This is a genomic window from Belnapia sp. (genome assembly GCF_059504005.1).
The window spans coordinates 1-24,203 of the sequence record NZ_JCACHU010000042.1 but is presented as its reverse complement, the minus strand read 5'-3'; the positions used below and the strand labels follow the sequence as shown (position 1 = coordinate 24,203).

At 69.8% G+C, this 24,203-nt stretch carries 26 protein-coding genes and 2 pseudogenes; 9 read left to right on the top strand and 19 right to left on the bottom strand.

The window, feature by feature from the left end; translation table 11 throughout:
- The first annotated feature begins 1 nt into the window (after position 1).
- The gene (gene zapE / locus AC5JJ1_RS05960) at positions 2–580 is read left to right on the top strand and encodes an AFG1/ZapE family ATPase (protein ID WP_495784187.1); all 579 of its coding nucleotides are present in this window, start codon (positions 2–4) and stop codon (positions 578–580) included.
- A 21-nt stretch (positions 581–601) separates the two neighbouring features.
- Here the strand turns inward: zapE and AC5JJ1_RS05955 are convergent, their stop codons facing one another.
- Genes AC5JJ1_RS05955 through AC5JJ1_RS05945 form a run of 3 tightly spaced genes read right to left on the bottom strand, consistent with a single transcriptional unit; the run spans position 602 to position 2,284 of the window.
- Positions 602–1,096 carry a hypothetical protein gene (locus AC5JJ1_RS05955; RefSeq protein ID WP_495784186.1) on the bottom strand — a complete coding sequence of 165 codons (495 nt, stop codon included), beginning with the start codon at positions 1,094–1,096 and terminating at the stop codon, positions 602–604.
- The gene (locus AC5JJ1_RS05950) at positions 1,093–1,863 is read right to left on the bottom strand and encodes a hypothetical protein (protein WP_495784185.1); all 771 of its coding nucleotides are present in this window, start codon (positions 1,861–1,863) and stop codon (positions 1,093–1,095) included. Before AC5JJ1_RS05950 ends, AC5JJ1_RS05955 begins: the two co-directional genes overlap by 4 nt.
- The gene (locus AC5JJ1_RS05945) at positions 1,856–2,284 is read right to left on the bottom strand and encodes a hypothetical protein (protein ID WP_495784184.1); all 429 of its coding nucleotides are present in this window, start codon (positions 2,282–2,284) and stop codon (positions 1,856–1,858) included. The genes AC5JJ1_RS05950 and AC5JJ1_RS05945 overlap by 8 nt, the downstream gene beginning before the upstream one ends.
- A 182-nt stretch (positions 2,285–2,466) precedes the next feature.
- On the opposite strand from AC5JJ1_RS05945, the gene AC5JJ1_RS05940 reads away from it, so the two are divergent.
- On the top strand, positions 2,467–2,754 hold the full coding sequence (locus AC5JJ1_RS05940; RefSeq protein WP_495784183.1) for a hypothetical protein: 288 nt from the start codon (positions 2,467–2,469) through the stop codon (positions 2,752–2,754).
- 12 nt (positions 2,755–2,766) lie between these two features.
- The gene (gene mobF, locus AC5JJ1_RS05935) at positions 2,767–7,389 is read left to right on the top strand and encodes a MobF family relaxase (RefSeq protein WP_495784182.1); all 4,623 of its coding nucleotides are present in this window, start codon (positions 2,767–2,769) and stop codon (positions 7,387–7,389) included.
- On the opposite strand, the gene AC5JJ1_RS05930 is transcribed toward mobF, so the two are convergent.
- The 13 genes from AC5JJ1_RS05930 to AC5JJ1_RS05870 all read right to left on the bottom strand — a co-directional run bounded on the left by AC5JJ1_RS05930 (position 7,375) and on the right by AC5JJ1_RS05870 (position 18,920).
- Positions 7,375–9,174, bottom strand: a complete 1,800-nt coding sequence (locus tag AC5JJ1_RS05930; protein ID WP_495784181.1) for a type IV secretory system conjugative DNA transfer family protein — start codon at positions 9,172–9,174, stop codon at positions 7,375–7,377. The two genes, mobF and AC5JJ1_RS05930, sit on opposite strands and share 15 nt — an antisense overlap.
- Positions 9,171–10,085, bottom strand: coding sequence for an ATPase, T2SS/T4P/T4SS family (locus tag AC5JJ1_RS05925; protein ID WP_495784180.1), 915 nt, complete (start codon positions 10,083–10,085; stop codon positions 9,171–9,173). Before AC5JJ1_RS05925 ends, AC5JJ1_RS05930 begins: the two co-directional genes overlap by 4 nt.
- Positions 10,082–11,143, bottom strand: coding sequence for a TrbI/VirB10 family protein (locus AC5JJ1_RS05920; protein WP_495784179.1), 1,062 nt, complete (start codon positions 11,141–11,143; stop codon positions 10,082–10,084). The genes AC5JJ1_RS05925 and AC5JJ1_RS05920 overlap by 4 nt, the downstream gene beginning before the upstream one ends.
- Positions 11,140–12,114 carry a TrbG/VirB9 family P-type conjugative transfer protein gene (locus tag AC5JJ1_RS05915; protein WP_495784178.1) on the bottom strand — a complete coding sequence of 325 codons (975 nt, stop codon included), beginning with the start codon at positions 12,112–12,114 and terminating at the stop codon, positions 11,140–11,142. The genes AC5JJ1_RS05920 and AC5JJ1_RS05915 overlap by 4 nt, the downstream gene beginning before the upstream one ends.
- Complete coding sequence (locus AC5JJ1_RS05910) at positions 12,111–12,869, bottom strand: VirB8/TrbF family protein (RefSeq protein WP_495784177.1); 759 nt, start codon at positions 12,867–12,869, stop codon at positions 12,111–12,113. The genes AC5JJ1_RS05915 and AC5JJ1_RS05910 overlap by 4 nt, the downstream gene beginning before the upstream one ends.
- A complete protein-coding gene (locus AC5JJ1_RS05905; RefSeq protein ID WP_495784176.1) occupies positions 12,866–13,021 on the bottom strand; it encodes a hypothetical protein in 156 nt (51 codons plus the stop codon). Before AC5JJ1_RS05905 ends, AC5JJ1_RS05910 begins: the two co-directional genes overlap by 4 nt.
- A gap of 12 nt (positions 13,022–13,033) precedes the next feature.
- Entirely contained in the window at positions 13,034–14,038 is a 1,005-nt protein-coding gene (locus AC5JJ1_RS05900; RefSeq protein ID WP_495784175.1) for a type IV secretion system protein, read from the bottom strand.
- Positions 14,035–14,493, bottom strand: a complete 459-nt coding sequence (locus tag AC5JJ1_RS05895) for an EexN family lipoprotein (protein ID WP_495784198.1) — start codon at positions 14,491–14,493, stop codon at positions 14,035–14,037. Before AC5JJ1_RS05895 ends, AC5JJ1_RS05900 begins: the two co-directional genes overlap by 4 nt.
- Positions 14,494–14,555: 62 nt before the next feature.
- Complete coding sequence (locus AC5JJ1_RS05890) at positions 14,556–15,296, bottom strand: type IV secretion system protein (RefSeq protein ID WP_495784174.1); 741 nt, start codon at positions 15,294–15,296, stop codon at positions 14,556–14,558.
- Positions 15,293–17,806, bottom strand: a complete 2,514-nt coding sequence (locus AC5JJ1_RS05885; protein WP_495784173.1) for a VirB4 family type IV secretion/conjugal transfer ATPase — start codon at positions 17,804–17,806, stop codon at positions 15,293–15,295. The genes AC5JJ1_RS05890 and AC5JJ1_RS05885 overlap by 4 nt, the downstream gene beginning before the upstream one ends.
- The gene (locus AC5JJ1_RS05880; protein WP_495784172.1) at positions 17,799–18,122 is read right to left on the bottom strand and encodes a VirB3 family type IV secretion system protein; all 324 of its coding nucleotides are present in this window, start codon (positions 18,120–18,122) and stop codon (positions 17,799–17,801) included. The genes AC5JJ1_RS05885 and AC5JJ1_RS05880 overlap by 8 nt, the downstream gene beginning before the upstream one ends.
- A 3-nt stretch (positions 18,123–18,125) precedes the next feature.
- On the bottom strand, positions 18,126–18,302 hold the full coding sequence (locus AC5JJ1_RS05875) for a hypothetical protein (RefSeq protein ID WP_495784171.1): 177 nt from the start codon (positions 18,300–18,302) through the stop codon (positions 18,126–18,128).
- 51 nt (positions 18,303–18,353) lie between these two features.
- Positions 18,354–18,920 (bottom strand): transglycosylase SLT domain-containing protein, encoded by a 567-nt coding sequence (locus tag AC5JJ1_RS05870; protein WP_495784170.1) that lies wholly within the window; start codon positions 18,918–18,920, stop codon positions 18,354–18,356.
- An 833-nt stretch (positions 18,921–19,753) separates the two neighbouring features.
- Here AC5JJ1_RS05870 and AC5JJ1_RS05865 point away from each other — a divergent pair.
- Positions 19,754–20,185, top strand: a complete 432-nt coding sequence (locus tag AC5JJ1_RS05865) for a hypothetical protein (RefSeq protein WP_495784169.1) — start codon at positions 19,754–19,756, stop codon at positions 20,183–20,185.
- Between the two features lie 288 nt (positions 20,186–20,473).
- On the opposite strand, the gene AC5JJ1_RS05860 is transcribed toward AC5JJ1_RS05865, so the two are convergent.
- Positions 20,474–20,911 carry an RrF2 family transcriptional regulator gene (locus AC5JJ1_RS05860; RefSeq protein ID WP_495784168.1) on the bottom strand — a complete coding sequence of 146 codons (438 nt, stop codon included), beginning with the start codon at positions 20,909–20,911 and terminating at the stop codon, positions 20,474–20,476.
- A gap of 72 nt (positions 20,912–20,983) precedes the next feature.
- Here AC5JJ1_RS05860 and AC5JJ1_RS05855 point away from each other — a divergent pair, with 72 nt between their 5' ends.
- Entirely contained in the window at positions 20,984–21,436 is a 453-nt protein-coding gene (locus AC5JJ1_RS05855; RefSeq protein ID WP_495784167.1) for a group III truncated hemoglobin, read from the top strand.
- A gap of 38 nt (positions 21,437–21,474) precedes the next feature.
- Positions 21,475–22,170 (top strand): NnrU family protein, encoded by a 696-nt coding sequence (locus tag AC5JJ1_RS05850; RefSeq protein ID WP_495784166.1) that lies wholly within the window; start codon positions 21,475–21,477, stop codon positions 22,168–22,170.
- A gap of 123 nt (positions 22,171–22,293) precedes the next feature.
- On the opposite strand, the pseudogene AC5JJ1_RS05845 reads toward AC5JJ1_RS05850, so the two are convergent.
- A pseudogene (locus AC5JJ1_RS05845) lies at positions 22,294–22,386 on the bottom strand (hypothetical protein); the annotation flags it as partial.
- On the opposite strand from AC5JJ1_RS05845, the gene AC5JJ1_RS05840 reads away from it, so the two are divergent.
- Both AC5JJ1_RS05840 and AC5JJ1_RS05835 read left to right on the top strand, forming a co-directional pair.
- Positions 22,349–22,516 (top strand): hypothetical protein, encoded by a 168-nt coding sequence (locus AC5JJ1_RS05840; RefSeq protein ID WP_495784165.1) that lies wholly within the window; start codon positions 22,349–22,351, stop codon positions 22,514–22,516. The pseudogene AC5JJ1_RS05845 and the gene AC5JJ1_RS05840 sit on opposite strands and share 38 nt — an antisense overlap.
- 255 nt (positions 22,517–22,771) lie before the next feature.
- Complete coding sequence (locus AC5JJ1_RS05835; protein ID WP_495784164.1) at positions 22,772–23,860, top strand: hypothetical protein; 1,089 nt, start codon at positions 22,772–22,774, stop codon at positions 23,858–23,860.
- Between the two features lie 19 nt (positions 23,861–23,879).
- Here AC5JJ1_RS05835 and AC5JJ1_RS05830 read toward each other — a convergent pair.
- Positions 23,880–24,107 (bottom strand): annotated as a pseudogene (locus tag AC5JJ1_RS05830) (transposase); the annotation flags it as partial.
- Between AC5JJ1_RS05830 and AC5JJ1_RS05825 the strand changes: the two are divergent.
- Positions 24,013–24,203 (top strand): hypothetical protein (locus AC5JJ1_RS05825; RefSeq protein ID WP_495784199.1); only part of this gene is annotated, 191 nt, incomplete at its 3' end. The pseudogene AC5JJ1_RS05830 and the gene AC5JJ1_RS05825 sit on opposite strands and share 95 nt — an antisense overlap.

Here is a 24,203-nt window from a genome sequence, read left to right as displayed (position 1 = left end):
CATGCCTGGTCCGGGTTATCCGCCGGGCGCGATGCATGCGCCCGTCACCCCCCGTACCAAGGAAGGCCCGCTGCTGGCTTACCGTGCCCGCGTCGCGGCCGGGCTGCTGAAGCCGGACACCGCCCAGGCCCTGGCCGCCGAGACGCTGCAGGAGCTCTGGCACCGCCTCCGCGGCTACGACCCGCACCCAGAGGCCCCGCCCGAGGCCGGCTTCTTCGCCCGCTTCACCCGCCGCAAGCCGGTGCCCGAGGCGCCGGAAGGGACGCCGCAGGGCCTCTACCTCGTCGGCGAGGTGGGTCGGGGCAAGTCCATGCTGATGGACCTGTTCTTCGACTGCGCCGACGTCATCCGCAAGCGGCGCATCCACTTCCACCAGTTCATGCAGGACTGCCACCGGACGATCCATGCCTGGAAGCAGCGCAACCCGGGCGAGGCCGACCCGATCCCGCCGCTTGCCAACTCCATCAGCGCCGATGCCGCCCTGCTCTGCTTCGACGAGTTCCAAGTCCATCATACAAGCAATATGGAGAGTTGTGAAAAAGCTTGCTTTTTAGTTGATCGTTCTGCGTTCGACTACTGAAGGATTGGAGAACCCCATGCGTTAGCGAGAGCTTGCGTCAATCCAGATCGACGGCAAGGTACAAGCGCGGCGCCCATTTGCATTGAAGTAATTTCTCTCGCAATACTGACGCAGCAGCGTGACGTCGTTCAGCTCGGCCACCTGCGCCAAGAATGCTGTACTGCGGGCCACGTCTCGCTGCGCACCACCGTGCCAGCATCCAAGTGCGTAACCGATTGCCAGCAGCAGCACAGCCGCGGTGGCTAACCCAAAGGCCATTTGCAGATTGAGCCGGCGTGACAGGCGCAGCATTTCTCGCTCGGCACCGAGCGCAGCCGATTCTGCAACCCGCTGAACCAGTTCGTGCTCACCCTCCGGCGTAAGACCTCGTCCGCCCCCCGCCGCATCGCGTGCTGCGATGGCCGCTTGCGTCGTCACCAATAACGCCAGCCGCAACGGACTGTCCGTACGCATCCCAGCGCGGTCACACCAAATTCGTACCGCCTCGATATTCGGTGCCGCGGTTGCCTCGATCATGGCAGCCACGCGGCGGCACCCGCCGTCCGCCGCTTGCCCTCGAGATCGGCCAACCAATCCTCCACCATGAACTGTTCGACCGGATCGAGCGGCATTTCGCCCTCGCCTGCGGCAGCTTCGTACAACCCCAGCCCGCATCGCCGCACCGTGTCCATGCACGCCAGGCGGTGCATCAGGATCGGTATGGCGCCGTCCGCGACCATGCGCTGAAAGCCAGGATCCTCGAGCGTGCGACCGAAGGCGCCGGCCACAGTGCGTCCCTCGCGGATCACGCCCTCATTCAGCACCAGCAGCGTCCGCCGCGGCCGAAAGTAGCCCGCCTCCCAAATGGACAGGACATGCCGCAGGTCCTCGTCCTCCGGCCCGAGGAAGTACAGCGCCAGCGGCTCGATGCCACGGCGCGTGCAGAATTCCACGAGCCGCAGGTCGCGCCCGTACTCCTGCAACACCCGATCGCCGCCACCCAAGTCAAGCACCGCAGATCTCTCTTCCTTGACCATCCGGTTGAGGATGCCGGTCAGCCAAGCCTTGACGTCCGCCAGCTCCTCAGTGCTCGGCTGCATCGCCTCGGGAAACAGGCTGGCCAAGGTTCGGCTGCGAGGATCGCCATCGGCGACGATGACCTCGCGCCCGGCATTGCGGGCGCGCCAGACGAGCTCGGCCAAGCCGGTCGACTTCCCGCCAAAGCCGCGACCGAGACCCACGGCAAGAACCGGCTTGGTTGGGAGGGCATCGTCGCCGTCGTGGGCGGTGCTGTTCCTAGCCATGTCGCGTCCTCCCGCTGCGCGCATCCATCTCCGCCCGCAGCCGCGCCAGCGCATCCTGTCCGGTTCCGGCGTCATGCGTGTCGGCCGAAGCCGGTGTGGGCAACCTGGTCGGCGGCGCGAGAACGACGACAGCGGGCGCAGGCCGCGGGCCCTGCTGGCGCCGCTGCCGCAGGGCCGCCACGTCCCGGCGCACCCGCCACCAGGTCCGCTGCACCATGGCGCCGGTCAACGGCCGGCCTCGCCACCCGGTCAGTCCCAGCGCCCCAAACCCTTCGGCCAGCCGCGTCCAATTCGGCCGGGTCTCCTCGACCAACTGGGCGAAGGCGTCATGGCGGGCTCGAAGCCAGCGATACAGCGGTGAACGGCCAGAGCCCGCCCGTGCGACCGCGGCAATCTGCCGGAGTTCCGCATCGGGCTTCATGCCTCCGAGTCTGGCCCACCGCGCGCAAAACGAGATATCCGAAGACGCCGACCGCGCAGGGATTTGAACACAGCTCGGCGTCGCCCGCGTGACCGTTGCTGCGGGGAACGCGCAAGCTGTCCTGGCTGCATCATGGACCCGTGCCCCACGCCAGCGTGGCGGACCAGGACGGGAGACCCACAATGGCAAGCACGCCGTACGACGAGAGCAGGCTGGCCCGCGTGGAAGAGCGCCAGGATGTGCTCATCCGCGGCCTGACCCAGATGAACGAAACGCTCGCCCTCCACACCGCCATGCTCGAGCGTCTCCTGGTGGCCGCCACCGAGGAACCAGCGGCCAGCGACCTGCCGGACGCGCTTCGCCGCATGGCCGAGGCGCTGACCGCCCAGGAGTCGGCCCTGGTCCGGCTGGATGAGCGGCTGGCGACGCTGCCGGACGCCATCGCCGAGGCAATCGCAGCGACACCGTGAACGGCGGCGGTCATGCTGACCTATTCCACCATTGCCGCGGGCGAGCCATCCGACGCCCGCGCCATGACCAACCACCTGCTGACGCAGACCTTGCCGCGCGACCTGGCCGAGCAGACGCGGCCATTGATGCAGGGCATCGTCGCCGGTTCGGCCGAAGATCGCGCGGTCCACGCCCTGGCGGGCGCGGTCTGGGCTCGGGAGCTGGGCTTCGGCGACGCCGTCTCGACGCTGATGCTGGATCATGCGGATCGCGCGGCCGATCTCGAGGCCGAGGAGCAGCGACTCGGCAATCGCCTGGTTCGCGTGCTCGAGCGACGGGATTTCGAGGACACCTACGGCCCGGCCCCGGCGGAGCCGCGCCGCGACCTGCACCCGCTGGTCGCGCGGGGGCTTGCCCTCGACCCGGATCGGACGCTCAGCCGCTCCGCCATCCAGGCCCTGCTGGCCGGACGCCGCGCCGACGGCCGGCTGATCGAGGGCAAGAGCTACGCGACGCGACGCGCGTTCACCGATCGCCGCACCGGCCTGACCAAGGAGGCGGTGCCGATCGGCTCGGTGGATTTCTGCCTCACGCCGGACAAGTCGGTCTCCATCGCCTGGGCCTTCGCCGCGCCGGCCGAGCAGGCCGCGATTTACCTGGCGCACCGGGACGCGGCAGCCGAGGCCATGGCCGCCATCGAGGCCCGCATCGGTCAGGCCCGGCGGGGCCAGGGCGGGCGCGACGGCGCCGATCCCGGCCATGTGGGATGGATCGCCTTCGATCACTACACCTGCCGCCCTACCCTCTGGACCAGCCACGAGGCGGGCGGGCGGACCGTCACCGAGAGCGTCGCCATCCGGGTCGCCGGCGACCCCGATCTGCACACCCACTTCACCGTCATGAATGCCGTCTTCTGCGACAACGGCCGGGTGGGCTCGCTCGACCTCAACCGCCTGGACGGGCTGATCAAGGAGGCGGGCGCGCTCTACCAGGCCTTTCTCGCCAGCCATCTCCGCCGGCTTGGGGCCGAGGTGGACCTCGACCCCAAGACCGGCATGGCGCGCCTGGCCGTGATCCCCGACCGGATCCGCGAGCATTTCTCCAAGCGCAGCCTCAGCGGCGAAGAGGCCGCGCGCGCCTACGCCCGCCGCCTCGGCCTGGATTGGGATGCGCTGCCCCCAGCGCGCCGCAGCGGCCTGTTGAAGGCCGGCGTGCAGGGCCTGCCAGCCGGGCTCGATGCGGCGACGCGCGCGGCGCTGCGGCGCGACGACATGGCCGACTTTGCCGAGTGGCGCCGCCAAGCGGATGAGTTGGGCTGGCAGTATCCTGGCATCGAGGGGCCGCACCGGCCCGGCCCGGCGCCGACCCGCGCGGCGCGGATCGCGCGGGCCTATGAGGCGGCGCTGCCCTGGCTCGAGGCCGAGTTGAACCGGCGCGCCGTGATCACCGCGGCCGACGCGCGCACCGCGGCGCTGCGCGGTCTCATCGCGGCCGGAATCGAGGAGGCCGCGGATGTCGGTCGGGTCACAACCGCTTTCCGCGCGGCCGGCGTACGCCAGTATGGGGAGCCCACCGCCCTGGTTTGGGGCCATGCCGGCGAGCGCGGGGAGATCGGCATCACCACCGCGCTGCAGGCCGCCGATGAGGGTGAGTTCCTGCAGCGGGCGCGGCAGGCCGCCACGGATCGCTCGGGTGCGCTGACGCCGCGCCAAATCCGGGCTGCTATCGCCGGCAGCGGCCTCGACTTCGCCGGGGCGCATGGCGCATCGCAGCAGCAGGCGATGCTCCGGCTGGGCGGGGGCGGGCGGCTGGGCGTGGTGATTGGGGCCGCCGGCAGCGGCAAGACCAGCCTGCTGAAGCCCCTGGTCACCGCCTGGTCCGCGCAGGGGCGGGTGGTCCATGGCGTGGCGCTGGCCTGGCGTCAGGCGGATGACCTCACCGAGGCCGGCATCGAGCGGCGCCATGTCCGGGCCCTCAGCGTCTTTCTCGATGCCGCCCGGGCCGGCGCCTTGGCGCTCGACCGGCACAGCGTCGTGGTGGTCGATGAACTTGGCCTGCTCGGCACCCGGCAAGGGCTCGCGCTGCTCCGGCTGCAGGCCGAGCGCGGCTTCCGATTGGCGATGCTGGGCGATGACCGGCAATGCCAAGCACAACCGCTAGACGCTCGTGTTCTTACGCCCCATGGCTGGCGCCAGATGGGAGAGTTAAAGGTCGGCGACCAAGTCATTTGTCCCGATGGGTCCGCTGCCCAAATCGTTGCCATCCAAGACCACGGCGAGAAAGAGATTTGGCGCGTCGAGTTTTCTGACGGACGCTCAATGGAGTGCTGCCTCGATCACCTTTGGACAATTTGGCGAGCACAGCCAGTTTATTCTCGCGGAAGTCACGCTGAGCGCAAGGTAATCAACAAAGGCGGCGGCTGGGCCGTTCGCCCACTCTCTGAAATTAAGCGGTGGTTTGATAATGGATATTCCAAGGCTCGCTCGGCCGCTGTGCCACTCATAACTGGTTTCGCCGACAATCCATCGCCTCAGTCTCTGCCTATCCCACCCTATGCGCTCGGCTTGATGCTGGGCGATGGACATTTTGCGGCAGGTTTGGTGCGCTTTACGACCGCAGATCGCTATCTAATCGATAGACTTGCCGAGTGCTTGCCAGACTACGAAGCAGTCAAGGTTGCGAAGTGCGACTATCGCCTCAGGGTACGCGACACGTCACTGCATGTTCGCGGCAGAATCCGCTCAACCGCTGCTCAGACGACAGGACTATTGGACCGCGTTGGAAGGCGAAAAGGGGTCATTGTCGAATACAGTGGCCAACGTAAGACCATAAAGGAATGGGCAGCCACCACACGAATTCCGCAATCGCGGATTATGGGCCGGATTAATCGACTGCGGTGGCCAGTAGAGGAAGCACTTGGGTATGCGGAAAGGGAGCCGCAAATTTCCAACATTCATTCGCCACTATCGCGCGCACTCCGCAATCTTGGACTGGAGGGCACGCGCTCGCATTCGAAATTTGTTCCTGACATTTATAAGTCAAGTTCTGCTGCTGATCGGCTCGCCATCCTCAGAGGCCTGATGGACACCGATGGGACAGTCGGTTGTGGGGGAACGTATGGCCGATATCACACCGTGAGCAAGCAATTGGCCAGAGACGTGCAGGAGTTGGCTTGGTCGCTGGGTGCGATTGCTACCATTGGCTTTCGTGAAGCGGGGCCAAAGCGGCCACAGCGCCTTTACTATGTCGATATTCGTCATCCCCATGCAGTCGATTTGTTTGAACTGCCGCGAAAGCGGGCAAGCGCGAGAGTGAATCAAGACAGCCTTAGATTGCGCATGACAGCGATCACCCCCTCACGCTTTGCGCCATCCCGATGCATACTCGTGGATCATCCAGACCACTTGTATATCACTGATAATTATATCGTCACCCACAACAGCATCGAGGCCGGGCCGATCGTCGACCTGGTGCGGCGCGCGCTCGGGCCGGCGCAGGTCCCCGAGATCCTGACGACGATCCGCCAACATTCCGAGCGGGAGCGGGAGATTGCCGGCCATTGGCGCGAGGGCCGCGCGGCCGAGGCCCTGGCGATGAAGCGCGCGGACGGCACGGCCGAGATGGTCCCCGGCGGCTACCGCGAGACCGTGGAGCGCGTCGCCGCCTTGGTCGAGGCGCGGCTGCGCGCCCATGCCGGCGACCCCGGCTACAGCCTGACGGTATCGGTGCCGACCAATGCCGATGCCCATCGCCTCAGCCTCGCCATCCGCGCCGTCCGGCGGGGCCTCGGTCAGGTCGGACCGGATCAGGTGCGGGTGCAGGCGGTGGGCCGGGACGGCCAGCACTATGACATGGCGCTGGCCGCCGGCGACCGGGTGCGGCTGCTGGCCAGCACCCCGACTGAGGGCGGGGGCGGCACCATCGGCCGCAATGGCTCCGTGCTGACGGTGCTGGCCGCCGACGCCGGGGGCGTGCTGCTGCGCAACGCCGGCGGGCGCGAGGGCCGCGTCGCCTGGAGCACGCTGGCCGATCCGGCGGGCCGCATCCGCCTCGCCTATGGCGAGGTGATGACCACGCATACGGCGCAGGGCTCGACCGCCACCGAGCACATCTACGCCCTGCCGGCCGGCACGCGGGCGGTGACCGGCTTCGCGGCCTATGCCTCCGGCACCCGGCATCGCCGCACCAGCTACCTGCTGATCTCGGCGGGGGCGGAGCGGGCGGAGGTGGTGCGTCGCCGGCCGATCAACGACGTGCGGCCTGTGCAGGAGGCGGACATCTGGGCCAATGCCGCGGTCCATCTCGGCCGGCAGCCGCGCCAGGAGGGTGCGCTTGCCTTCCTGGCGCGGGCTGGCGAGGTGCGCCGCGGGGCGGTGCGATCGCTCCAGCACGGGGCCCGCGCGGCGGAACGGCGGGAGGCCCAGGGGCGACCGCCGACCGTCCTGGCATCCCGGCTCGCCGCGGCGCGGGGGCGAGGGGCCGTGCAGCCGCTGCTGCAGCGCCTGGAACGCGGGCTGCGTAGCGCCACGGCGCTCGCCGCGCGGCTCTCGCAGTGGGCGGATCGGATGGTCACGGCGCTGCGGACCCGGCTGGCCATGCGGCGGGTCCGGCTCGACCACCCTCACCACCGACCCTCGCTGTCACGCCAGCGGTGACCCTGCGGGGGCGGCCATGGCGGCGTCGCCCCCCGCCGCTGCCAAACCCGGTGCCGCGGTATCCCGCTCGACCGCGACCTCCAGCCGCGGCAGCGCCGGCGGCTCGCCAGCGCGGTGGCGGAACCAGGGATCGCGGTACCACACCAGGCGATCCAGCAGCAGCAGGCCGAGCCGGCGCCGCAACACCAGGAGTTTGTTCGGCGGCAGGCGCTGCACCTCCTGCGCCAGCATCAGCGCCCGCCGGCGCACCGTGTCGCTCTCGCTCTGCCGCCCGGGCTTCAGCCAGCCAAAGAAGCGCGGCCGGCTCTGCGTGGTCTCGACCACCGTGTCGCTGCCGCCGCGCTGGCTCACCTCCTCCGCCTGGCGCTGGTCGAGGCCACCGAGCGCCAGCTCGGCCCCCATATTGGCGTAGATGTTCCGCGAGCCGTCCTCGCCGAAGGACAGCCGGGTCTGGTCCTTTGACTGCACGACGATGGCCATGCGCAGGCCCGAGGCGCGGATGAAGGCGGTGGCATCGGCCAGGATGCGATGCTCGCCGAGCGCCCAGAACTCGTCGAGGATTGCCAGCACGCGGTGGCGGTGGTCGTAGCGCTCGCCGAATTCCTCCCCTGCCATGCTGTCGATCAGCTGCTGGAAGAACACCGCATAGAGCGGCCGCATGCGGCGCAGATCGGAGGGCTGCGCGCAGAGGAACACCGCCATCCGGCGGGTGCGCAGCGCCCGCAGGTCGAAGTCGCTCGCCGCGGTGGCGGCGGCGATGCGCGGCACCTCCCAGAGCGACAGCGCCGTCAGGATGGTCTGCCGCACACCGCGGGCCTCCTCGCTGTCCTTGTCCAACCCATCGGCCCAGCCCAGCAGCGTATCCGCGGTGGCGCGCGGATAAGGCCGGCCCACTGCCCGGGCCTCGCCGATGCAGCGGCGCAGATGGGCGGCACAATCCTCCCGTCGTGCCAGGGCGGCGACGGCCGCGACCGTCAGCGGCGCCTCCGGCGTCTCCGCCTGCAGCACCGCCAGCGCGGTCGCCACGCGGCGGCCGGCATTGTCCCAATAGGGGTTGGCGGCCCTGGTCTCGGGGACCAGGGCGAACATCGCCCGCTGCAGGTCATCGATCGCATCCAGGGTGCCGCGGCGCACCAGCCCGAGGGGATTCCACCGATGGGTGCGCCCCTCCCGATCGGCGAAGTCGAGGACGAAGACCGCGTCGCCCTTGCGCACCCGCTCGGCGGCCGTCCAGCGCACCAGGTCCCGCTTGACCGAGAAGGCCACCAGCGCCCCGCCCCAGTTCATGGCATTGGGCACGACGAAGGACACGCCCTTGCCCTCTTCCGTGGGGGCGTAGACGGCGACATGCTGCTGGCCGGGCAGGCAGGCATACAAGGCGAACGGCCCGCGGCCACGTCGGCCGAGCAGGATGCCATCCGAGATTGGCCGCGGCGTAAAGACGATGCCGCTGCGCTCGGCCTCCCGCCGGGTGGCGAAGTGGGACTCCCCGTGCAGAGGCTGCTGGCCATGGCGACGAACCGCCACAGCGCCCAGGAGCGCGCCGAGCATCGGGACCAGGCCGACGAGGCCCGACAGGCCGATAGTCACGGCCGCCCACCAGTGCCGTCCGGCCTGCGGCGCATACAGCGTCCAGGCCGTGGCCCGCGTCCACACGCCGGCGCCGAGGAAATAGGGATCAGCGCCGAGGCCGGTGATGGCCAGATAGACCGTGGAGGCGATCGGGACCGCCGCCGTTGCGGCACCGCCGAGCACGCCAACCAGCAGGAGCGGGCGCCAGCTCATGCGCGCAACTCCAGGACGGCGGTGAGGCGATAGGGATCGCGGGCGCAGTGCGCCACGATGTCGATATGCTGCCGCAGCAGGCCCTGCACCGTCCCCGCCTCCAGCGCCCGGCCTTCGGCGCTCTGCCGCACCATCAGCGCCGCAGCCTCGAGCGCCGCCGCCGGGTCGGCCCCGTGGATGGTGGTGATGCTGCGGTGGCCGATCACCCGGGCGCGCAGGAACGCCCAGGCCTCCGCGCCGCGCAGCTCCTGGAACAGCAGGTCATCCGGCCGCAGCCGCATGGCGTCCTGCAGGCAATCCGTCGCGGTGCGCCGCTCGCCATCGAAGTAGAGCGGACTCCAATTCTCCTGCGGCAGGTCCACCCATTCCGGCGTGTCCTCGATGGTGACCAGGCGCCGATGCGCTGGGATGGCGCGGATCAGGGCCTCGGCGAAGGTGGTTTTCGAGCTGCCGATGGCGCCGGCGATCAGCACGGTCTGGCCGGACGCGATGGCGCGCTGCCACCACGCGGCGCCATGGCCGGGCAGCGCCGCGAAATAGCCCGCTGCCTCGAGCCAGGCGAGGGTCGGGGTGAAGTCCTGGGCGCGACGGCGGATCGCCAGGGTGATCGTGCCGGGCGGTGTCGCCGGCGGCCGGGCGATCATGATGCGCTCGCCGCCGGGCAGGATGCTGGACGCCGCCGGCCGGTCCGGGCCCAGTCGCCGCGAGGTGCGGGAGGCGGCCAGGATGGCGATGGCATCGAGCCGGGCGAAGGTCAGCTCCGGCGCCTCATGCCAGCTCCAGCCGTGCTCGCCTTCCACGCCGAAGCGTCCCGGCCGGTTGACCACGATCTCCCGCGTGCCCGGCTGCGCCAGCGCCGCCGCGAAGGGCTCCAGCAGGCGCCGCAGCGTCGCCTCCCCGGCCTGCATCATCGCAGCCGCAGCCGGTAGGCATCGGAGAAGTCGATCGGTTGGGTCAGCAGGATGCCGATCTCCTCGCCCTGATGTTTGGACACGGTGTTCGGGATGGCGAGGCTGTCGCGCAGGCTGGCGGACACCGCCCCCTGGACGCCGCCGGTCTGCAGGTTGAGGTAGGTGTTGCCGCTGCCCCGTGCGAGCGCGGCCTGCACGGCACTTTGCGCAACCCCGATGGCCCCCTGCGACAGCATCAGGAACACCGCGCCACCGAAGCGCTCCCAGAAGTGCCGGTCGACCGTGCCGGCCATGCCGACCCGGCCCAGCGCATCGCCGACCGGCGCGCCGAGCGGCACCGGCACGCCCTGCGGCGTCCAGCCGGTCGCGGCCAGGGAGAGGATGCGGCTCTGCCCGAGCGCCACATGGCTCTCGTAGCCGCCCTGGATGCGGGTGCCGGCCTCCATCAGGCGCACGCCGGCCGGCGACAGCCAGTCCTCGGTGACGTGGCAGAAGAACGGCCCGGGGCGTTCGCTGCTGACCGCGCTGTCGAGGGTGCAGCGGTACACGCCGGGCATCAGCACCAGGGTGGTGTCGATCGCGGCGCCGGCCCGCGCGCCGGTGAGGCTCGTGCCGCGGAAGGCGACCGTGGTGCTCCGCCGTGCCTGCTCCGCCGCTTCGGCGCCGGGCGCGCCACCGAGGGCCGGGCCAGCGGCGGGGCTGGGGCCCGCCTCCGCGCTGGAAGGCGGGGGCGTGATGGCATAGGACACCATCTTCGCGGCGCGCGGCGGCGTCCCCGCTGGCGTGGCCAGGGCGGGGGGCGCCGGCGGCGGCGGTGGCGCGGGCGCCATCCGATCCGGCTCCGGCGGGGTGAGGGGAGGCGGCTGCAGCGCGTCGAGGCTCACGCGCCGGCCGATCCCCTCGGCGGGCCGCGGGGCCTCTGGCGGCGCGTTGCCGGGATGCCGCCAGAAGACCACGGCGATCAGCGCGGCCGCGCCGAGGATGGCCACCGCATAGGTCTGCCGCTGCGTCAGCAGCCGCCGTCCAGTGATCTCCGGCGCGCCCCGCTCCTCCATCATCGCGGCGCTCCCTCCGGCCCCAGCGGCCCGGCCAGCTCGCGCACCACATCGGGATGCGTGGTCCCCGTCGCCGGGAGGCGGCCCACCGGGTCGACATTCCGGTTGTAGACGGCCAGGACGGCTCCGCCGGGAAGTCGCAGGCGGAGTTCCTGGTGCAGCCCGGGGACCACCCACCAGAGGCCGCGCCGGCCGGGCGCGTTGGCCGGGCGCGCTACCGCCTGCACCGCCTGCTCAGCTCCGGCGGCGTCGACGGCAAAGACGCTCGGCACCGGGCGATGCCCGAGATAGCGAAAGGCGGTGTGCTGGCCGTCGTCGCAGGTCTCGTCGGGCGCCATCTCCCGCCGGCCGCGTGCCTCGAACATCCAGTTGCGGCAGGCGAAGTCGACCGCGAGCCGGTCGCGGGCGGCCTCCGCCTCGCGCCGGGCCCGCCGCGCCGCCGCCCGTTCGGCGGCCTGCCGGCGGGCTTCGGCGGCGGCGGCGTCGCGCCGGGCCCGCTCATCCTCCGGGTAGCGAAAGGCCAGGCCATAGGTTGCCGCGGGATCGTCGGCGCATTCGGTCCGGCCATCGGCGCCGCAATGGCGCGGCAAGGGGCGAACCTCGGCGGCAAACTGATAGACCCGGTCTGGTGCCCCGGGTCGGGCGGTGACGACCTGCAGGGTAGTCCGGCCCGGGGCTACGGCCCAGAGCGGCAGCACGTTGTTCAGCGGCGATTGGGCCAGGGCCTGGGCATTCGGCGGCTCCCAGAAGGCGTCGGCCCCGAGCACGACGCGCTTGACCTGCTCGTCCGGCGCGAAGGTCAGCACGGTCGCCCGGCCCACCGTGCCGACCAGGAGGGTGCGGCCGGCCGGACGGTAGATCTGCTCCCGCATCTGCGGCTCGGCCGGGTCCACCGGCTGGGGCTCGTCCAGGGCGGCCGCCGGCAGGGCAAGGCCGGCGAGCAGGGCCGCCGCCATGGCCAGGGTCGGTTTCATCGCCCGGTATCCGGCTCGATGCTGTAGGTCACCACCTGCATCCCGGCCGTGTTCCAGTCGCGGTCCTCGGCCAGCTGGGGCAGCTCCGGCCGCCATTGGAAGTTGACCATGGCCGTCATCGGCAGGCGCGTCGTCAGGCCCGTGCCGCCGGCCCCGGGGCGCGTCTCGATCCGCACATACTGCACCCGCCAGGTCTGGGACGGACCGTCGGCCGGGTATTTGAAGTAGCGGAAGCCTTCGGCCGTCCGCACCCCGGTTCGCCCAAGCAGGGCCAGCGGGCTGTCCGGGTTGCTGCGGGCCATGCTGGCGCGAAAGCGCTCCTGCATCGGCGGGGTGAGCAGGATGGCGCAGCGGTGCAGGTCGCGCTGCAGGGTGGCCGGGTTCGCGGTCGGGGCGTAGCCGTCGCAGGCCTCGACGAAGCGGCGCAGATACTGGCGGGCCGTATGGTCGGTGAAGGCGCGCGGCGCATCGCGGGCAGCGAGGGTCGGGCTGACCTCGCCGGTCTCCCGGTCCAGCAGGGCAAAGTCGAGCCGGGCCGGCTCGGCGCGCAGGATCACCAGGGCGGCGACGCCGATGCCGGCAAGGCCGATCAGGCTGCCGAGGGCCCCGATGACCCACCCCGCCCGGCGAAAGGCCAGGCCGGTGCGGCGGACCTCGTCGGCGCGGGCCGCCGCATCGGTGATGAACTGCTGGGCGGCCTCGGGGCTGAGCGGCTCCGCCGGCCAAACCCCGGGTTTGAGACGCAGGATGCTCATGGCAGCGCGCGCTCGCCGGCGGCGACCGATTCGATCCAACGATCGGGGTTCAGCCGAAAGGTGGGTCCGGTTGGTTGCGCCAGGCGTCGCGGCGGGTCGGCGCAGGCGGCGAGGACGAATACGGCAGCGGCAAGGAGGACGCGACCTGGCATGGCAGCAGCTCCTCAGTTGTTGGAGAGCGAACGTCCGACTGGGGCGGATGGGGGACGGGCGGCCGCGGTCGGCGGTGGGGCCGCCGGAGCCGGCGCCGCCGCGGGCGGCGACGGCGCCAGCCCGGCCGCGGCGTGGCTGCCGCGCGGCAGCAGGCGGTGCACCAGAAGGCCGTAGCCGGCGAAGCCGCCCGCGATCGCCGCGGCAATGCCGGGCAGCTGGTAGGTGATCCAGCCGCAGGCCACGAAGAGCACCATGCCGGCGAGCAGCATCTGCACACCACGGATTTCGTTGGCGCCGCCGGCGGCCCGGGCCTGCGTCGCCACCTGGGCCAGCAGTTGCGTCTCGGCGCTGAGCAGCAGCGCCAGCAGGGCGGTGGCCAGGATCTGCAGGACGATGTTGGCGAGCACGGTATGCAGCCAGCCGGTCGCCAGGCCGCGGAACAGCGGGAACACCCACAGCCCGGCAAAGATCGGTCCGACGCCGACCAGGAGCGCGAGAACGATGAAGGCCTGCATCCAGACCAGGAAGGCGATGGCGATCGCGAAGACGGCGATGATCCAGTAGAAGACCACGATCAGGCACAGGCCGAGACCAGCGACTGACCAGGGCAGGCTGCGATAGATGGCCAAGCCAGAGACCCAGGCCTTACCCCAGATTTCGTCAAAAAATTCGCCTGTTATTGGACGCTCCCCAAGCGAACCGGCAAGCGCTCGTCCCACCTCCGGTCCCAATCCGTTCAGCAATACGTCACGCGCCCAAGGGCCGTAGCCGCCGACCGTGGTGACCAGTGCCATGGCAGCGGCGCCAGTGACGATTAACCGCTCGACTTCGTTCAGCGGCTCGTTGTTCTGCACGAGCGCCTGCCAAAGCAGCCTTCCAACGACGTAGACGACAAGTGCTGCTCGAAACCAACCAGCGACCCATCCGGTCATTGCGGCGATCATGTTGTCGACGCCTGCAATGAGAGGGATCGCTACAAGGCTGTAAAGCTGGACGAAGATGTCCCACCCTGTCACTGGATTGGCCCTCTGACTGTTGCAGCTGACTCGGCCGACCTAGCGGCGTCACAAAAGAAGCGAGACTGCTGCTGGACTGTGAGACGATTACAATGTGCAAGCTGCCGCGCTCGCTCCATTGGCCGGCTTTCCCAATATCGCGGGCTGCTGGGTGGCGTGAGGTCGCCCAGATTGCGCCGCGCCTCGGCGGCCGCCTGGCGCGTGCGCTCCGCCTCCGACGGTCCCATGGACGGCGTCGGTCCGACACCCGCACGGGCGCGCGCCTCCTGCTCGGCCACCACAATGCGGGCCTGGTCCGCATTCACGCAGTCCGGGCTCGCCCGCAGGCGGCCCGGGTCATCCCGACAGGCGCGCGTGACCGCCTCCAACGCCCAAGGATTGGCGACATACCACGACACCGTCCGCCGCTCCTGCGGCGGCAGCGGCTGCGCCAGGCCAGGCGACGGCCCGAGCATCCCGAGCGCCAGCGCGGTCGCCCCCCCGCGCCACGTCAGTCGCCAGACTGCCCTGCCGCCGGTCATGGCCACCACCCCCGGCCGCGCGCCTCTTCGAGCACCGCATCGATGCTCTGCTGCAGCCGCTCCTCGCGCTGTTGCTCGCGCACGCCGGTTTGCGCGATCAGATAGGTCTGCACCGTCTGGGCCTGGGCCTGCTGGTTCTGGATATAGGCTTGCTCCAGGCCGAGCCGGGCGATCAGGGCCTCGCGCTCGGAGGGGTCCGGCGCGCCGTCGATCCGGCCCTGCAATTCGTTCAGCCCGGCGACCCGCTCCGCCGCCGACTGATACAGCTGCAGCGCAAGCGCCTGCGCCCCCGCCAGGCCGCCGCCCTGGGCGATGATCTGCCGCGTCGTCCAGGTGTCGTCGCGCGGCGTGTAGACCGTGTTGCCGTGTCGGGTTCCCGTGTACAGCCCGGCCAGGGAATTCAGCATGCCATCCGCGCCGCCGGTGCCGTTCAGCAGCCGCTGCGCTGCAGTGGGATCGACCGGGAGCGGATTCTGGATGCCGAGCCGCTGCAGCGCGGCGACAGCGCTGCCGAGATCGGTCACCCGGGTGATGGCCTGGTAGGTCATCACCAGCCGGTCGTACTGCAGCTTCATCTGCTGCAGCTCGCGCAACATGTCGGCGGCCTGCTGGGCCCAGGCGAGATTGTCGGTCAGCTCCTGGCGGCAGGTTGGACAGATCACCGTCCATTGCGCCGAGGCAGGCTTGCTGACGCCGGTGCTGAGCAGGGCCGCAAGGGCGATGAGCAGGCGGGTCATGCGGACACCTCCTCCGGGATGCCGGCGGCGCGGCGCCGGTACTCCCCTTCCAACCGTCCGGGATCGGCCCGCACCTCGGCGGGGATGGCGTCATAGCAGCGCAGGGCGGCCTCGCTCGCCGCCAGGACCGGGAGCTGCGGCAGGCCCTGCAGCGGCAGCTCCGCAATCAGGCTCTCGCGCCCCTTGCACAGCAGGAACTGGCCGGATCCCTTCTGCAGCCCGCGCAGCGCGGCGAACTCGCCGGGCGTTCGCTTCAGCCGGTCGATGTAATCGGCCTCCCCGGCTCGCGGGTTGGGCAGATGCATCTGGTTCGGGCATTGCTCCAGCAGCTCCGCCGCGATCGGGCTGTTGGCGGCATCGGAGGGGGACTGGGTGATGAACACCACGACCCCGTTCTTCGAGCGGATGGTGCGCAGTTGCGCCGCAATCGGACGATAGAAGGCCGGATCTTCCAGCACGCGCCAGCCCTCATCGACCGGCAGCAGCAGCCGTCGGCGGCCATCGAGATGCAGGCCGATGCGGTGGAACAGGTAGAGCAGGGTCGGGGGCGCCGCTCGGGCATTCTTCAGCACATCCGTGGCATCCAGTCCCAGCGTGCCGGCGGCCAGGTCCAGCGCGTCCCGCGGTGCGTCGAGCACCCAGCCCAGCTCCTGGCCCCAGCACCAGGTCAGCAGCCGGGCCCCGGCCCCCTCCACCGCCACCTCGGGCGCCAGGAAGGCCGCCACCTCGGCCAGGCGGCGATGCTCGGGCGGGTTGTCCATCACCGTGTGCAGGCCGAGCGCCAGCAGGCGCTCCTCCTCGGGCGTCAACTCGCGCCACCCGCCCTGCCGGATGCAGCCGCGGAACAGCTCGAACAGGAAGTCGAGATTGCCCGGCGTCGGTGCCAGCGCCTGCAGCGGCGCGAACATCGGTTGGCCACCGCCCATGACGGCATAGGGGGCGCCGAGATGGCCGAACAGCACCCGCCAGCCCTGCTTGTGGTCGAGCCCGATCACGTCGGCCCGGCCGGCGGTGCAGGCGATCAGCGTGCCGACCAGCGTGGTCTTACCGGAGCCGGTTTCGCCGGTGATCAGCGTATTGCCGACCGCGTCGTCACCCTCGCCATCGTGCCAGTGAAAGGGATAGGCTGTGCCGGCGCCGGTCCGCAGCATCAGGATGGGCGCTCCCCAGCGCGAGCGGGACCGGCCGCGGGCGGGCCCGTGCAGCGGTGCGAAGGCGGCGAAATTGCGGGTGGAGCAGGCCCCGGGGCGGGCGCGCAGGCGGTGATTGCCCGCGAATTGCGACAGCCAGGCCGCCATCAGCGCCCGGTTCTCGCGGGCCACCGACGCCCCGCAATTGGCCAGCGCCTTCCAGGCGGCATTCGCCACATCATCGAGCGGGATCCGCGCAGGCCCGCCGGTGGCATCGTCCAGCGCCGCCTCCACCCGGGCCGCCGCCACCGGACCCAGCCCCGCCGCGCGCAGCGCCTCGGCAAAGCGGCGGTACCAGGGCAGCGCACTGCCGGCGCGATCGGCGAACACCGTCAGCGACAGGCAATGCGCGCCCATGCCCATCCGGCCCGAGGCGACGCGATCGGCCGCGTCGTCGAGTTCCGCGATCTGACTGCGGGCCTTGTCGCCGGCCCAGACCATCTTGTTCTGTTTGCGCGTCAGCACGCTGATGCCAGCGGAGCGGGACAGCGGTTCGAAATGCTGCGTCAGGGTGCAGCGGAAGGGGGCCCGCTCGATGTCTGCGAGCATGCCGGGCCAGGTCAGCGCCGGGTATTCCTTCAGGCTGAGCAGCGCCGAATACTGGGTGTAGCCGGGGCCCCGCAGCTCGACCGTTTCATAGTGGAAGGCCACCTCCTCGGCGAACATCGCCTCGCCGAGCCGGCCGGTGGACAGGGCCACCGGGCGCCACACCCCGGTCGCGGCAAAGGCCTGGGCCTCGGCGATCTCGCTGAACATCTGTCGGCCGCGTTGCCCCACGCCCAGCCGACGCAGCCCATAATCGGCGAGTTCCGTGGCCAGCCAGTCGCAGATGCGGCTCAGGGTGCGCGCCCGATCGATCGCCCGCTCGCCCAGGGCGCCGGCTCCGTGGCGGCGCGCCCGGCGCCGAGCCCACCACTCCGCGCCGCTGGCCAGCGGCCGAAGATGCACCCCGAGGAACAGGCGGTTCTCGTAGAGCAGGCCATCCAGCAGCCGCTCGCGGTAACGCGCCGCCAAGCCGCGGGCGAAGGGCGTGAGGCGGCTGTCGGGCAGCGGCATCGCAGCCGGATCCGCGAGGCTGCGACACAGATAGGTCGACACCACCAGCCGGTCGGCCGCGGCGATGTTGAGCCAGACGCTGTGCAGCTGTGCCAGCCGATCGGCGAGCGCGGCGTCGTCGGCCGTCTCCGCCGGCAGCCCCTGCAGCTCGAACATGGCATAGGCGCCGTCATCCGACAGGCGCAGGACCTGGTCGGTCAAATGCCCCTCGAGCGGCACCTGCGCGCCGAGGAGCGGTTCCGCCGGGGCAAACCGGCTAAACACTGGAGGCCAGCTCCATCGGGCGCCGCGGCGCCCGATGGTTCCTGGCGCGCAGCACGCCGCCCACCGTGTGGCCACGGGTGGCGTACCACAGGCGCAGTTCGTGGAAGAAGTGCGGGTTGCGATTGGTCAGCGCCACCATCGGCAGATGCCAGAGCACGAAGGTCAGCCACCACAGCGGACTGCCCAGGACCATGCCGAGGACCCAGGTCCCGAACAGGTTGAGGTAGTAGCCCTCCATCGGCACACCCCAGCGCATCGCCGGACGGGTCGCGGCGAGAAACAGGATGTCGCGCAGGCCGGGGCTCGGCGCGGGCATCGCTTACGCCCCGATGAAGGTGTTCACGAAATAGGCGCCGGTGAAGGCGGCCGCGCCGAAGAACAGCGCGATGAAGCCGGCGGAGGGGGGCGCCATCCGCGCCGCTGCCGCCAGGAAGGCGATCACCACGCAGGCGATGATGAAGGCAATGCCAAAGGGACCCACGAGAAACTGGGCCAAGGCTGTCAAGGCACGGGTCAGAACGTCGCCACCACCCATGGCACGGACTCCCTAGCGGCCGGTGACCAGGTCCCGTCCGGGGCGGCCGCGACCCAGGTCGGGAAGCAGGGAAGACGGAGGGGACAGGACGGCGGGCTGCGTCGCCGGAACCGGGGGTGACGCAGCCGGTCGCGCCAGGCGCCGGACCACCTGGGCGGCGTAGCCTGGCGCGCCATCGATCCGGCCACTGTTGTACAGTTGCAGCGCGGCGTGCCGCAGGCTGTCGACCCAATGGGCTGCACCGGCGCGCATATTCTCGCAGGGGTCGAGCGCCGTCTCGACCGTCAGCCCGTAGCGCCGCCAAGTCGCCCGATGGGTGATCTGGAACCAACCGAGACCCAGAACATGACCGGCGGCATCCCGCGCGGTGCTCAGCGCCACGGCCTCGCTTCGACGCCGCGGGAACAAGCTCTCGCCCGTGGTCTCGTCGCGGATCGCAAAGGGCGCAAAGCGGGATTCCTGCGCGACGATCGCCGCGAGCTCTGGCAGGTGCCGCTGGTACTCGGGCGGCAGGCAGCGCGGCTGCTGGGCCAAGCAGGCGAAGAGAGCCACGGTGACGGCGCCGTCGCAGCCGGTCATGAGGTCCTCGCCTGCCGCGCCGGTGGTGCGGGCATGAGCCCGCCGCTTTCCGGAGTCGATGGTCGGGCTGCTGCGCCGCGCCCAGCCTGAGTGCAGGGCAACGCCAGCCTGTGTTTGGGCGCCATGGGCTTCTGCAGCCGCGGTACAGACGGGACCCGCCGCCAGCCACCAGCACGCGGGTGCCGCCGCGTGATCCCCATAGTGCTGGCGTCGGTAACGATGCACGATGCTGACACCGTCGCGCGGTTGGACTGAGTCGCAGCCGTGCTTCCCAGGATGGCCCGCGTCTGCACCCTGTCCGCCCACGGGCGGCGGGTCGTCGTGCTGGTCTGCCGGGCTGTTTGATCCTGCGCTGGCGCTGCCCCAGCCGAGTGAGGCATGGAAGCTTGGCAGCAGCGGGCATGGAGGCGAGAAGGCGTCGCCGTCGACGTCAATCCAAAGCGAAACGGGCAAGGCTGCCGCTTTGTGTCCATGACTGCGCCTGCAGATGCTTCTGTCGGCCGCATCAGGTTAGGCTTTGACGTTCGTGGCGTGCAAGCGAGAGATGCAGTCCTGGTCAAGTACGATCGTGTGAGCACCGCTGCCGTTGTTCGCCGCTGTGGCTGATGCGCACGCGCCGGGGACAATGGGCCGCACGACGATGGTGCTGGCGGGAACGTCGGTGCAGTCAGCATGGCATACATCGTCGACGCTGTACCACCTGCTGCCCTGCCGGTGCCTTGGTCTGAGAGGAGAGGAGTCAGAAAAGAAAGAGCACGCCATCAACGGAGGAGCAGAGACAGCAGGGAACCGGTAGGGCCGAGGCTGCTCCCGGAAGATTGTCAGCATCGGGAATGCGGGACGATCGCAAGAAAATCCAGCGCTGGTACGTGGTCTTGGGCAGATTGCATGGAGTGCCAAGTACGGCATCTTACCCACGCTGGACGTCTTCCGAGATCACCCGTCCCCCGCCGCGCGTCAAGTCACGCTGGGGCTGGCTCTGGCTCGGCGCCACGGCGCTGTTGGCCGCCGGCAGCGGCGACTTGCTTGGTCGCGGTTCCGCGCCGCCGCTCGCTCCGGCCGCCCCGGCCATGCAACCGCCGTTGCCTGACGCGGTGACCATCCTGCCCGAGGCCGCGCGCAGTTACGGCCTAGGTACTGTCGAGCGCCGGCCGCTAGTGCGCACCATCCGCGTCACCGGCAGCGTCGGCTTCAACGCGTCGAAGCTCGCGCCTCCCCAGCCGCTCGCCCTCGGCCGCGCAGGCCATCGAGGTGGCGATCGGTGACCGCGTCCATACCCGCCAGCGGCTGGCAGTCCTCGATGCCCTCGACCTAGCCGAGGCACGGCACCAGCTGGCTGGCGCCGAGGTGACATTGGTCCAGGGCCAAGGCCGAAGTCCAGACCGCCCATGACGCCTTCAATCAGGTCCAGGAGCTGGTGCATGGCGGCGCGGTGGCGCAGAGCGAGCTGGAGCGCCACCGGCATCACCGTGCAGAACCGGCCGTCGGACAACCCGCCGACCGGTGGTCCTGGCCCGCCTGGCAGATACGTTTGGCGGACTGATATGGACTGGCTAAGCCGGTTGCCCGTGTGACGCAGGCGCCTCCGCCCATGACGGTAGGCAATCGTCCAGCGTGACGGCGTCCAATTCGGCGAGGAAGGCTTCCTGGCCCCGAGCCAGGACGATACGCAGGCGACAACCCGGCAAGAGGCGGCATGTGCCGCCGTCAGGCCGGAAGCACTCGACCAGCGCCTGCCCCGTCTCCAGACGCCGGACGACCTCACCGATCCGGATCTCCGCCGCGGAGCGAGCCAGCGACACGCCGCCACGGGCGCCGCGCCAGGTCCGCACCAACCCGGCTTCTGCCAAGTCCTGAATGATCTTGTGCAAATGGTTACGCGGCGCTCCAACCGCCTGAGACAGTTCCTCCGCCGTGCGCAGCCGGTTGGGTTCGGCGCCAAGCCGCATCAGGAGGCGCAACGCGATGTCGGTGGAGGCAAGCAGGCGCACGGGTCGAACTCTAACTTAGTATTGACGATACCACATTAAGGCAGGAAGGTAAGTGGTATTGGAGATACCACAATGCAGCCCATTCCAGAAACGGCAGAACGGCGCGCCACCGTGATCCGCGCGATCGGCAGCCGCACTGGGCTCGATGAGGCCACGATCGAACGGTTCTTGCGCGCCTTCTATGGCGCTGCACGGCAGGACCCGTTGCTGGGCCCGGCCTTCGGCGGCGTCTCGGACTGGGAGGGGCATATCGCCACCCTGTCCCGCTTCTGGGGCTCGGTTGCGCTGATGACCGGTGGCTATCACGGCCAGCCTATGCGCGCGCATGCGCACCTCGCCCTGACGCCTGCGCACTTCGCCCGGTGGCTCGCCCTGTTCGAAGCGACGGCGCGCCGGCATTTTACGGCAGAGGGAGTGGACCACATGCTGGAGCGCGCCCGCCGCATCGCGCGGAGCCTGGAGATGGGCTTGCTTCCGCTCGATCTGCCGGCCAAGCGGCCCGCGGCGCAAGGCGTGCAGCCATGACCGCCGGGCGCCCCGCTGGCCGCCGGAGCCCGGGTTGAATGGCGCTGGGCGATTGGAGTGCGTTCGCCGGAGCCTTTGGCGTCTTTCTGCTGTCCCATGCCATCCCGGCGCAGCCCGCGATCCGCCGCCGCCTCACCGGAGCGGTTGGAGAGCAGGCCTACCTTGCGGGGTACAGCCTCCTGTCGCTCGCAGCGCTCGGGTTCCTCATCCTGGCGACCGGACGGGCGCCCTTCCTGGCGCTTTGGGACCCGAAGCCCTGGCAGTGGTGGGTGCCGAACCTCGCCATGCCGTTGGCTTGCCTGCTGGCGGCCTACGGTCTCGGTGCACCCAATCCGCTCTCCTTCGGTGGCCGGACAGGCGGGTTCAATCCGGAGCATCCGGGGATCGCGGGCTTGGTCCGACATCCGCTGCTCTGGGCCCTCACACTTTGGGCTGGGGCCCATGCCGTACCGAACGGCGACCTGGCGCATCTGCTGCTGTTCGGCGGCTTTGCCCTGTTTGCGCTCCTTGGCATGCGCGCGATTGACCGCCGCAGGCGGCGGCTCCTCGGCGCGGAGGCCTGGGCGCGCCTGGCCTACCGCACATCCTTCCTGCCAGGCGCCTCGCTGGTCTCGGGACGATGGCGGCCTGGCCGCCTGGCCTCGCCTTGGCGACTGGCCTGGGCCGCGCTGCTGTGGCTCGCCTTGCTGCTGCTGCATGGCCCGGTGATCGGCGTCACGCCGCTGCCGCCCTGATCCATAGGGAAGCAGGCGCCTCCTATCGGTTTCACGCTCAAGGCGGGGGCCGCGACAGGATCTGCAAAAGACCACGGCATTCGTTGACCCGAAGGCCTCCAACACGATGGTCCCAGCGACCGCGGTATCAAGGAGGGCGAGGTAGGTGTCGGCATGGGTCGCAAGACGGAAGGGCGCCGTGCGGCTGATCCCCCTGGTCGATCGGATGCGCGCCAGCCCGTGCAGCGCTCCCCGCCAAATGCTGCTCTGGTCGGTGACGGTGATGACCAGGCTGCCCTCTCCGGACGAGGGAAGCGCCGGGTCATCCCTCGGCACCATGGCCGGGCGAGTGCGGCGGCGCCTCTGACGCGCCGCTGCATAAGGTAGAATAGGAAACGACGTCCGGGCCGCCGGCATCCGGCGGAGGCGCATCATCGATATGCCAAGGCTCGTTGCCGCTCAACGACACAGCAATAGCGATAGGGCAGGACAGCGGGCAGAGGTTGACCGTGCGCCACAGTTCTTGCCGATGCCGCCGTCTGAAACTCACGAAGGCGGAATCCCTTTTTGTCCCTGATGCGAGAGTGATGACGGCCGTGCACGGCAAGGGAGTGGTTGAACGATGCCCGATGGAAGCCGCAAGGATAACCCACCCAATGAAGCTTGGGTGACCGCGCGCCGCGAGGAGTTCCGCAAAGCCTTGGCAGCCTGCAACCCTGCCAAGCCGGTGTTGATCCTCAGCCATCATGACGCCGATGGACTCGCATCTGCAGCCATCTTGGCCCGCGCTCTCGACCGCAGCGGGAAGGATGCCAGGATCAGGCTGCTCGGCCGAGGAGAGAATGTCTGGTCGTCGGATATGGCGTCTGAACTGCGTGCACAAGATGTGGGTGGATTGATCGTGGCCGATCTTGGCACCCGCACCGAGCCGCCGCTTCCTGGCACACCCACAGTGCTTCTGGACCACCACGTACCCGCCGGGGTTCCAGAGGACGCCTTGTTGGTCAGCGGTCACGGTTTGCATCCAACGCCGACCACCTCGCTTCTGGCGTGGTGGTGTTCCGGTGCGGTAGCGGATGTGGACGACCTTCTTTGGCTCGCTGCTCTCGGTATCATCGGGGATATGGAAGAGGCGTCTGGTTTTCCAGAACTCGCCACCGCGCGCAGGCGCTGGGGTATCAGCGCGCTCCGGAGCGCTGTCACCCTCCTGAACGCCCCACGACGAGCCAGCAGCGGAGACGCCGGCCCAGCGCTTGCTCTGTTGCTTAAAGCAGATGGACCCAAAGCCGTGGTGTCCGGCCAATTCCCAGAAACAGCATTGCTTCAGGCCGCCAAGGCCGAAGTGCAGGAGGCGTTGGCCACAGGCCGCCGTGCGGCTCCGCATATCCGCAACAACGTAGCCCTTATCCGCTTGCACACCGCCTGCCAGATCCATCCGCTGATTGCACAGCAGTGGAAGGGGCGGCTGAAGGACAAGGTCGTGATTGCCGCCAACACCGGCTACCGCCCGGGCTGGGTCCATTTCGCCGCACGCACCGGGCAAGGTACCAATCTGATCGAGTTTTTTCGTAACCATCGGCCGGAAGGAGCCGATCCCATCAACTACGGGAATGGTCATGCCCAAGCCTCAGGCGGGGCATTGCAGCCTGCTGCTTGGAACCGCTTCGTGACCAATCTCGGCTTTGATGCAGAGGAGCAGGTACCGGACTGAGCCCGAGCGACCAAAAGCCTTTGTCGATGTGGACGCAGGCCACCAGCCGCTGGAGCCGGGCATTCTCCTCGGTCAGCTGCTTGAACCCGCGGACCTGGTCCGTCTCCAGCCCAGTGTACTGCTTCTTCCAGCGGAAAAAGGTTTGTTCCGAGATGCCGAGCTTGCGCGTCCAATCCGCCACCGGCAGGCCCAACTCGGCCTGCTTCAGCACCGCCACGATCGGCTCCACCGGGAACCGCCGCTTCATGGCCAATCTCCACATCCAGCATGAGGACATCTGCAAAAAACTAAGCGCAGTTCGACTTGGGTGTGGGGTGGCCACGGCAGACTGCACGCCGAGCTA

Coding starts and splice junctions, on each gene's coding strand:
- AC5JJ1_RS05950 (WP_495784185.1), bottom strand. CDS start 1,863: ATGGCTAGGAACAGCACCGCCCACGACGGCGACGATGCCCTCCCAACC.
- AC5JJ1_RS05945 (WP_495784184.1), bottom strand. CDS start 2,284: ATGAAGCCCGATGCGGAACTCCGGCAGATTGCCGCGGTCGCACGGGCG.
- AC5JJ1_RS05865 (WP_495784169.1), top strand. CDS start 19,754: ATGCGGGACGATCGCAAGAAAATCCAGCGCTGGTACGTGGTCTTGGGC.
- AC5JJ1_RS05895 (WP_495784198.1), bottom strand. CDS start 14,493: ATGCTCGGGCCGTCGCCTGGCCTGGCGCAGCCGCTGCCGCCGCAGGAG.
- AC5JJ1_RS05915 (WP_495784178.1), bottom strand. CDS start 12,114: ATGAAACCGACCCTGGCCATGGCGGCGGCCCTGCTCGCCGGCCTTGCC.
- AC5JJ1_RS05880 (WP_495784172.1), bottom strand. CDS start 18,122: ATGCCCGCGCCGAGCCCCGGCCTGCGCGACATCCTGTTTCTCGCCGCG.
- zapE (WP_495784187.1), top strand. CDS start 2: ATGCCTGGTCCGGGTTATCCGCCGGGCGCGATGCATGCGCCCGTCACC.
- AC5JJ1_RS05890 (WP_495784174.1), bottom strand. CDS start 15,296: ATGACCCGCCTGCTCATCGCCCTTGCGGCCCTGCTCAGCACCGGCGTC.
- AC5JJ1_RS05835 (WP_495784164.1), top strand. CDS start 22,772: ATGCCCGATGGAAGCCGCAAGGATAACCCACCCAATGAAGCTTGGGTG.
- AC5JJ1_RS05940 (WP_495784183.1), top strand. CDS start 2,467: ATGGCAAGCACGCCGTACGACGAGAGCAGGCTGGCCCGCGTGGAAGAG.
- AC5JJ1_RS05930 (WP_495784181.1), bottom strand. CDS start 9,174: ATGAGCTGGCGCCCGCTCCTGCTGGTTGGCGTGCTCGGCGGTGCCGCA.
- AC5JJ1_RS05870 (WP_495784170.1), bottom strand. CDS start 18,920: ATGACCGGCTGCGACGGCGCCGTCACCGTGGCTCTCTTCGCCTGCTTG.
- mobF (WP_495784182.1), top strand. CDS start 2,767: ATGCTGACCTATTCCACCATTGCCGCGGGCGAGCCATCCGACGCCCGC.
- AC5JJ1_RS05905 (WP_495784176.1), bottom strand. CDS start 13,021: ATGCCAGGTCGCGTCCTCCTTGCCGCTGCCGTATTCGTCCTCGCCGCC.
- AC5JJ1_RS05855 (WP_495784167.1), top strand. CDS start 20,984: ATGCAGCCCATTCCAGAAACGGCAGAACGGCGCGCCACCGTGATCCGC.
- AC5JJ1_RS05850 (WP_495784166.1), top strand. CDS start 21,475: ATGGCGCTGGGCGATTGGAGTGCGTTCGCCGGAGCCTTTGGCGTCTTT.
- AC5JJ1_RS05910 (WP_495784177.1), bottom strand. CDS start 12,869: ATGAGCATCCTGCGTCTCAAACCCGGGGTTTGGCCGGCGGAGCCGCTC.
- AC5JJ1_RS05925 (WP_495784180.1), bottom strand. CDS start 10,085: ATGATGCAGGCCGGGGAGGCGACGCTGCGGCGCCTGCTGGAGCCCTTC.
- AC5JJ1_RS05920 (WP_495784179.1), bottom strand. CDS start 11,143: ATGATGGAGGAGCGGGGCGCGCCGGAGATCACTGGACGGCGGCTGCTG.
- AC5JJ1_RS05955 (WP_495784186.1), bottom strand. CDS start 1,096: ATGATCGAGGCAACCGCGGCACCGAATATCGAGGCGGTACGAATTTGG.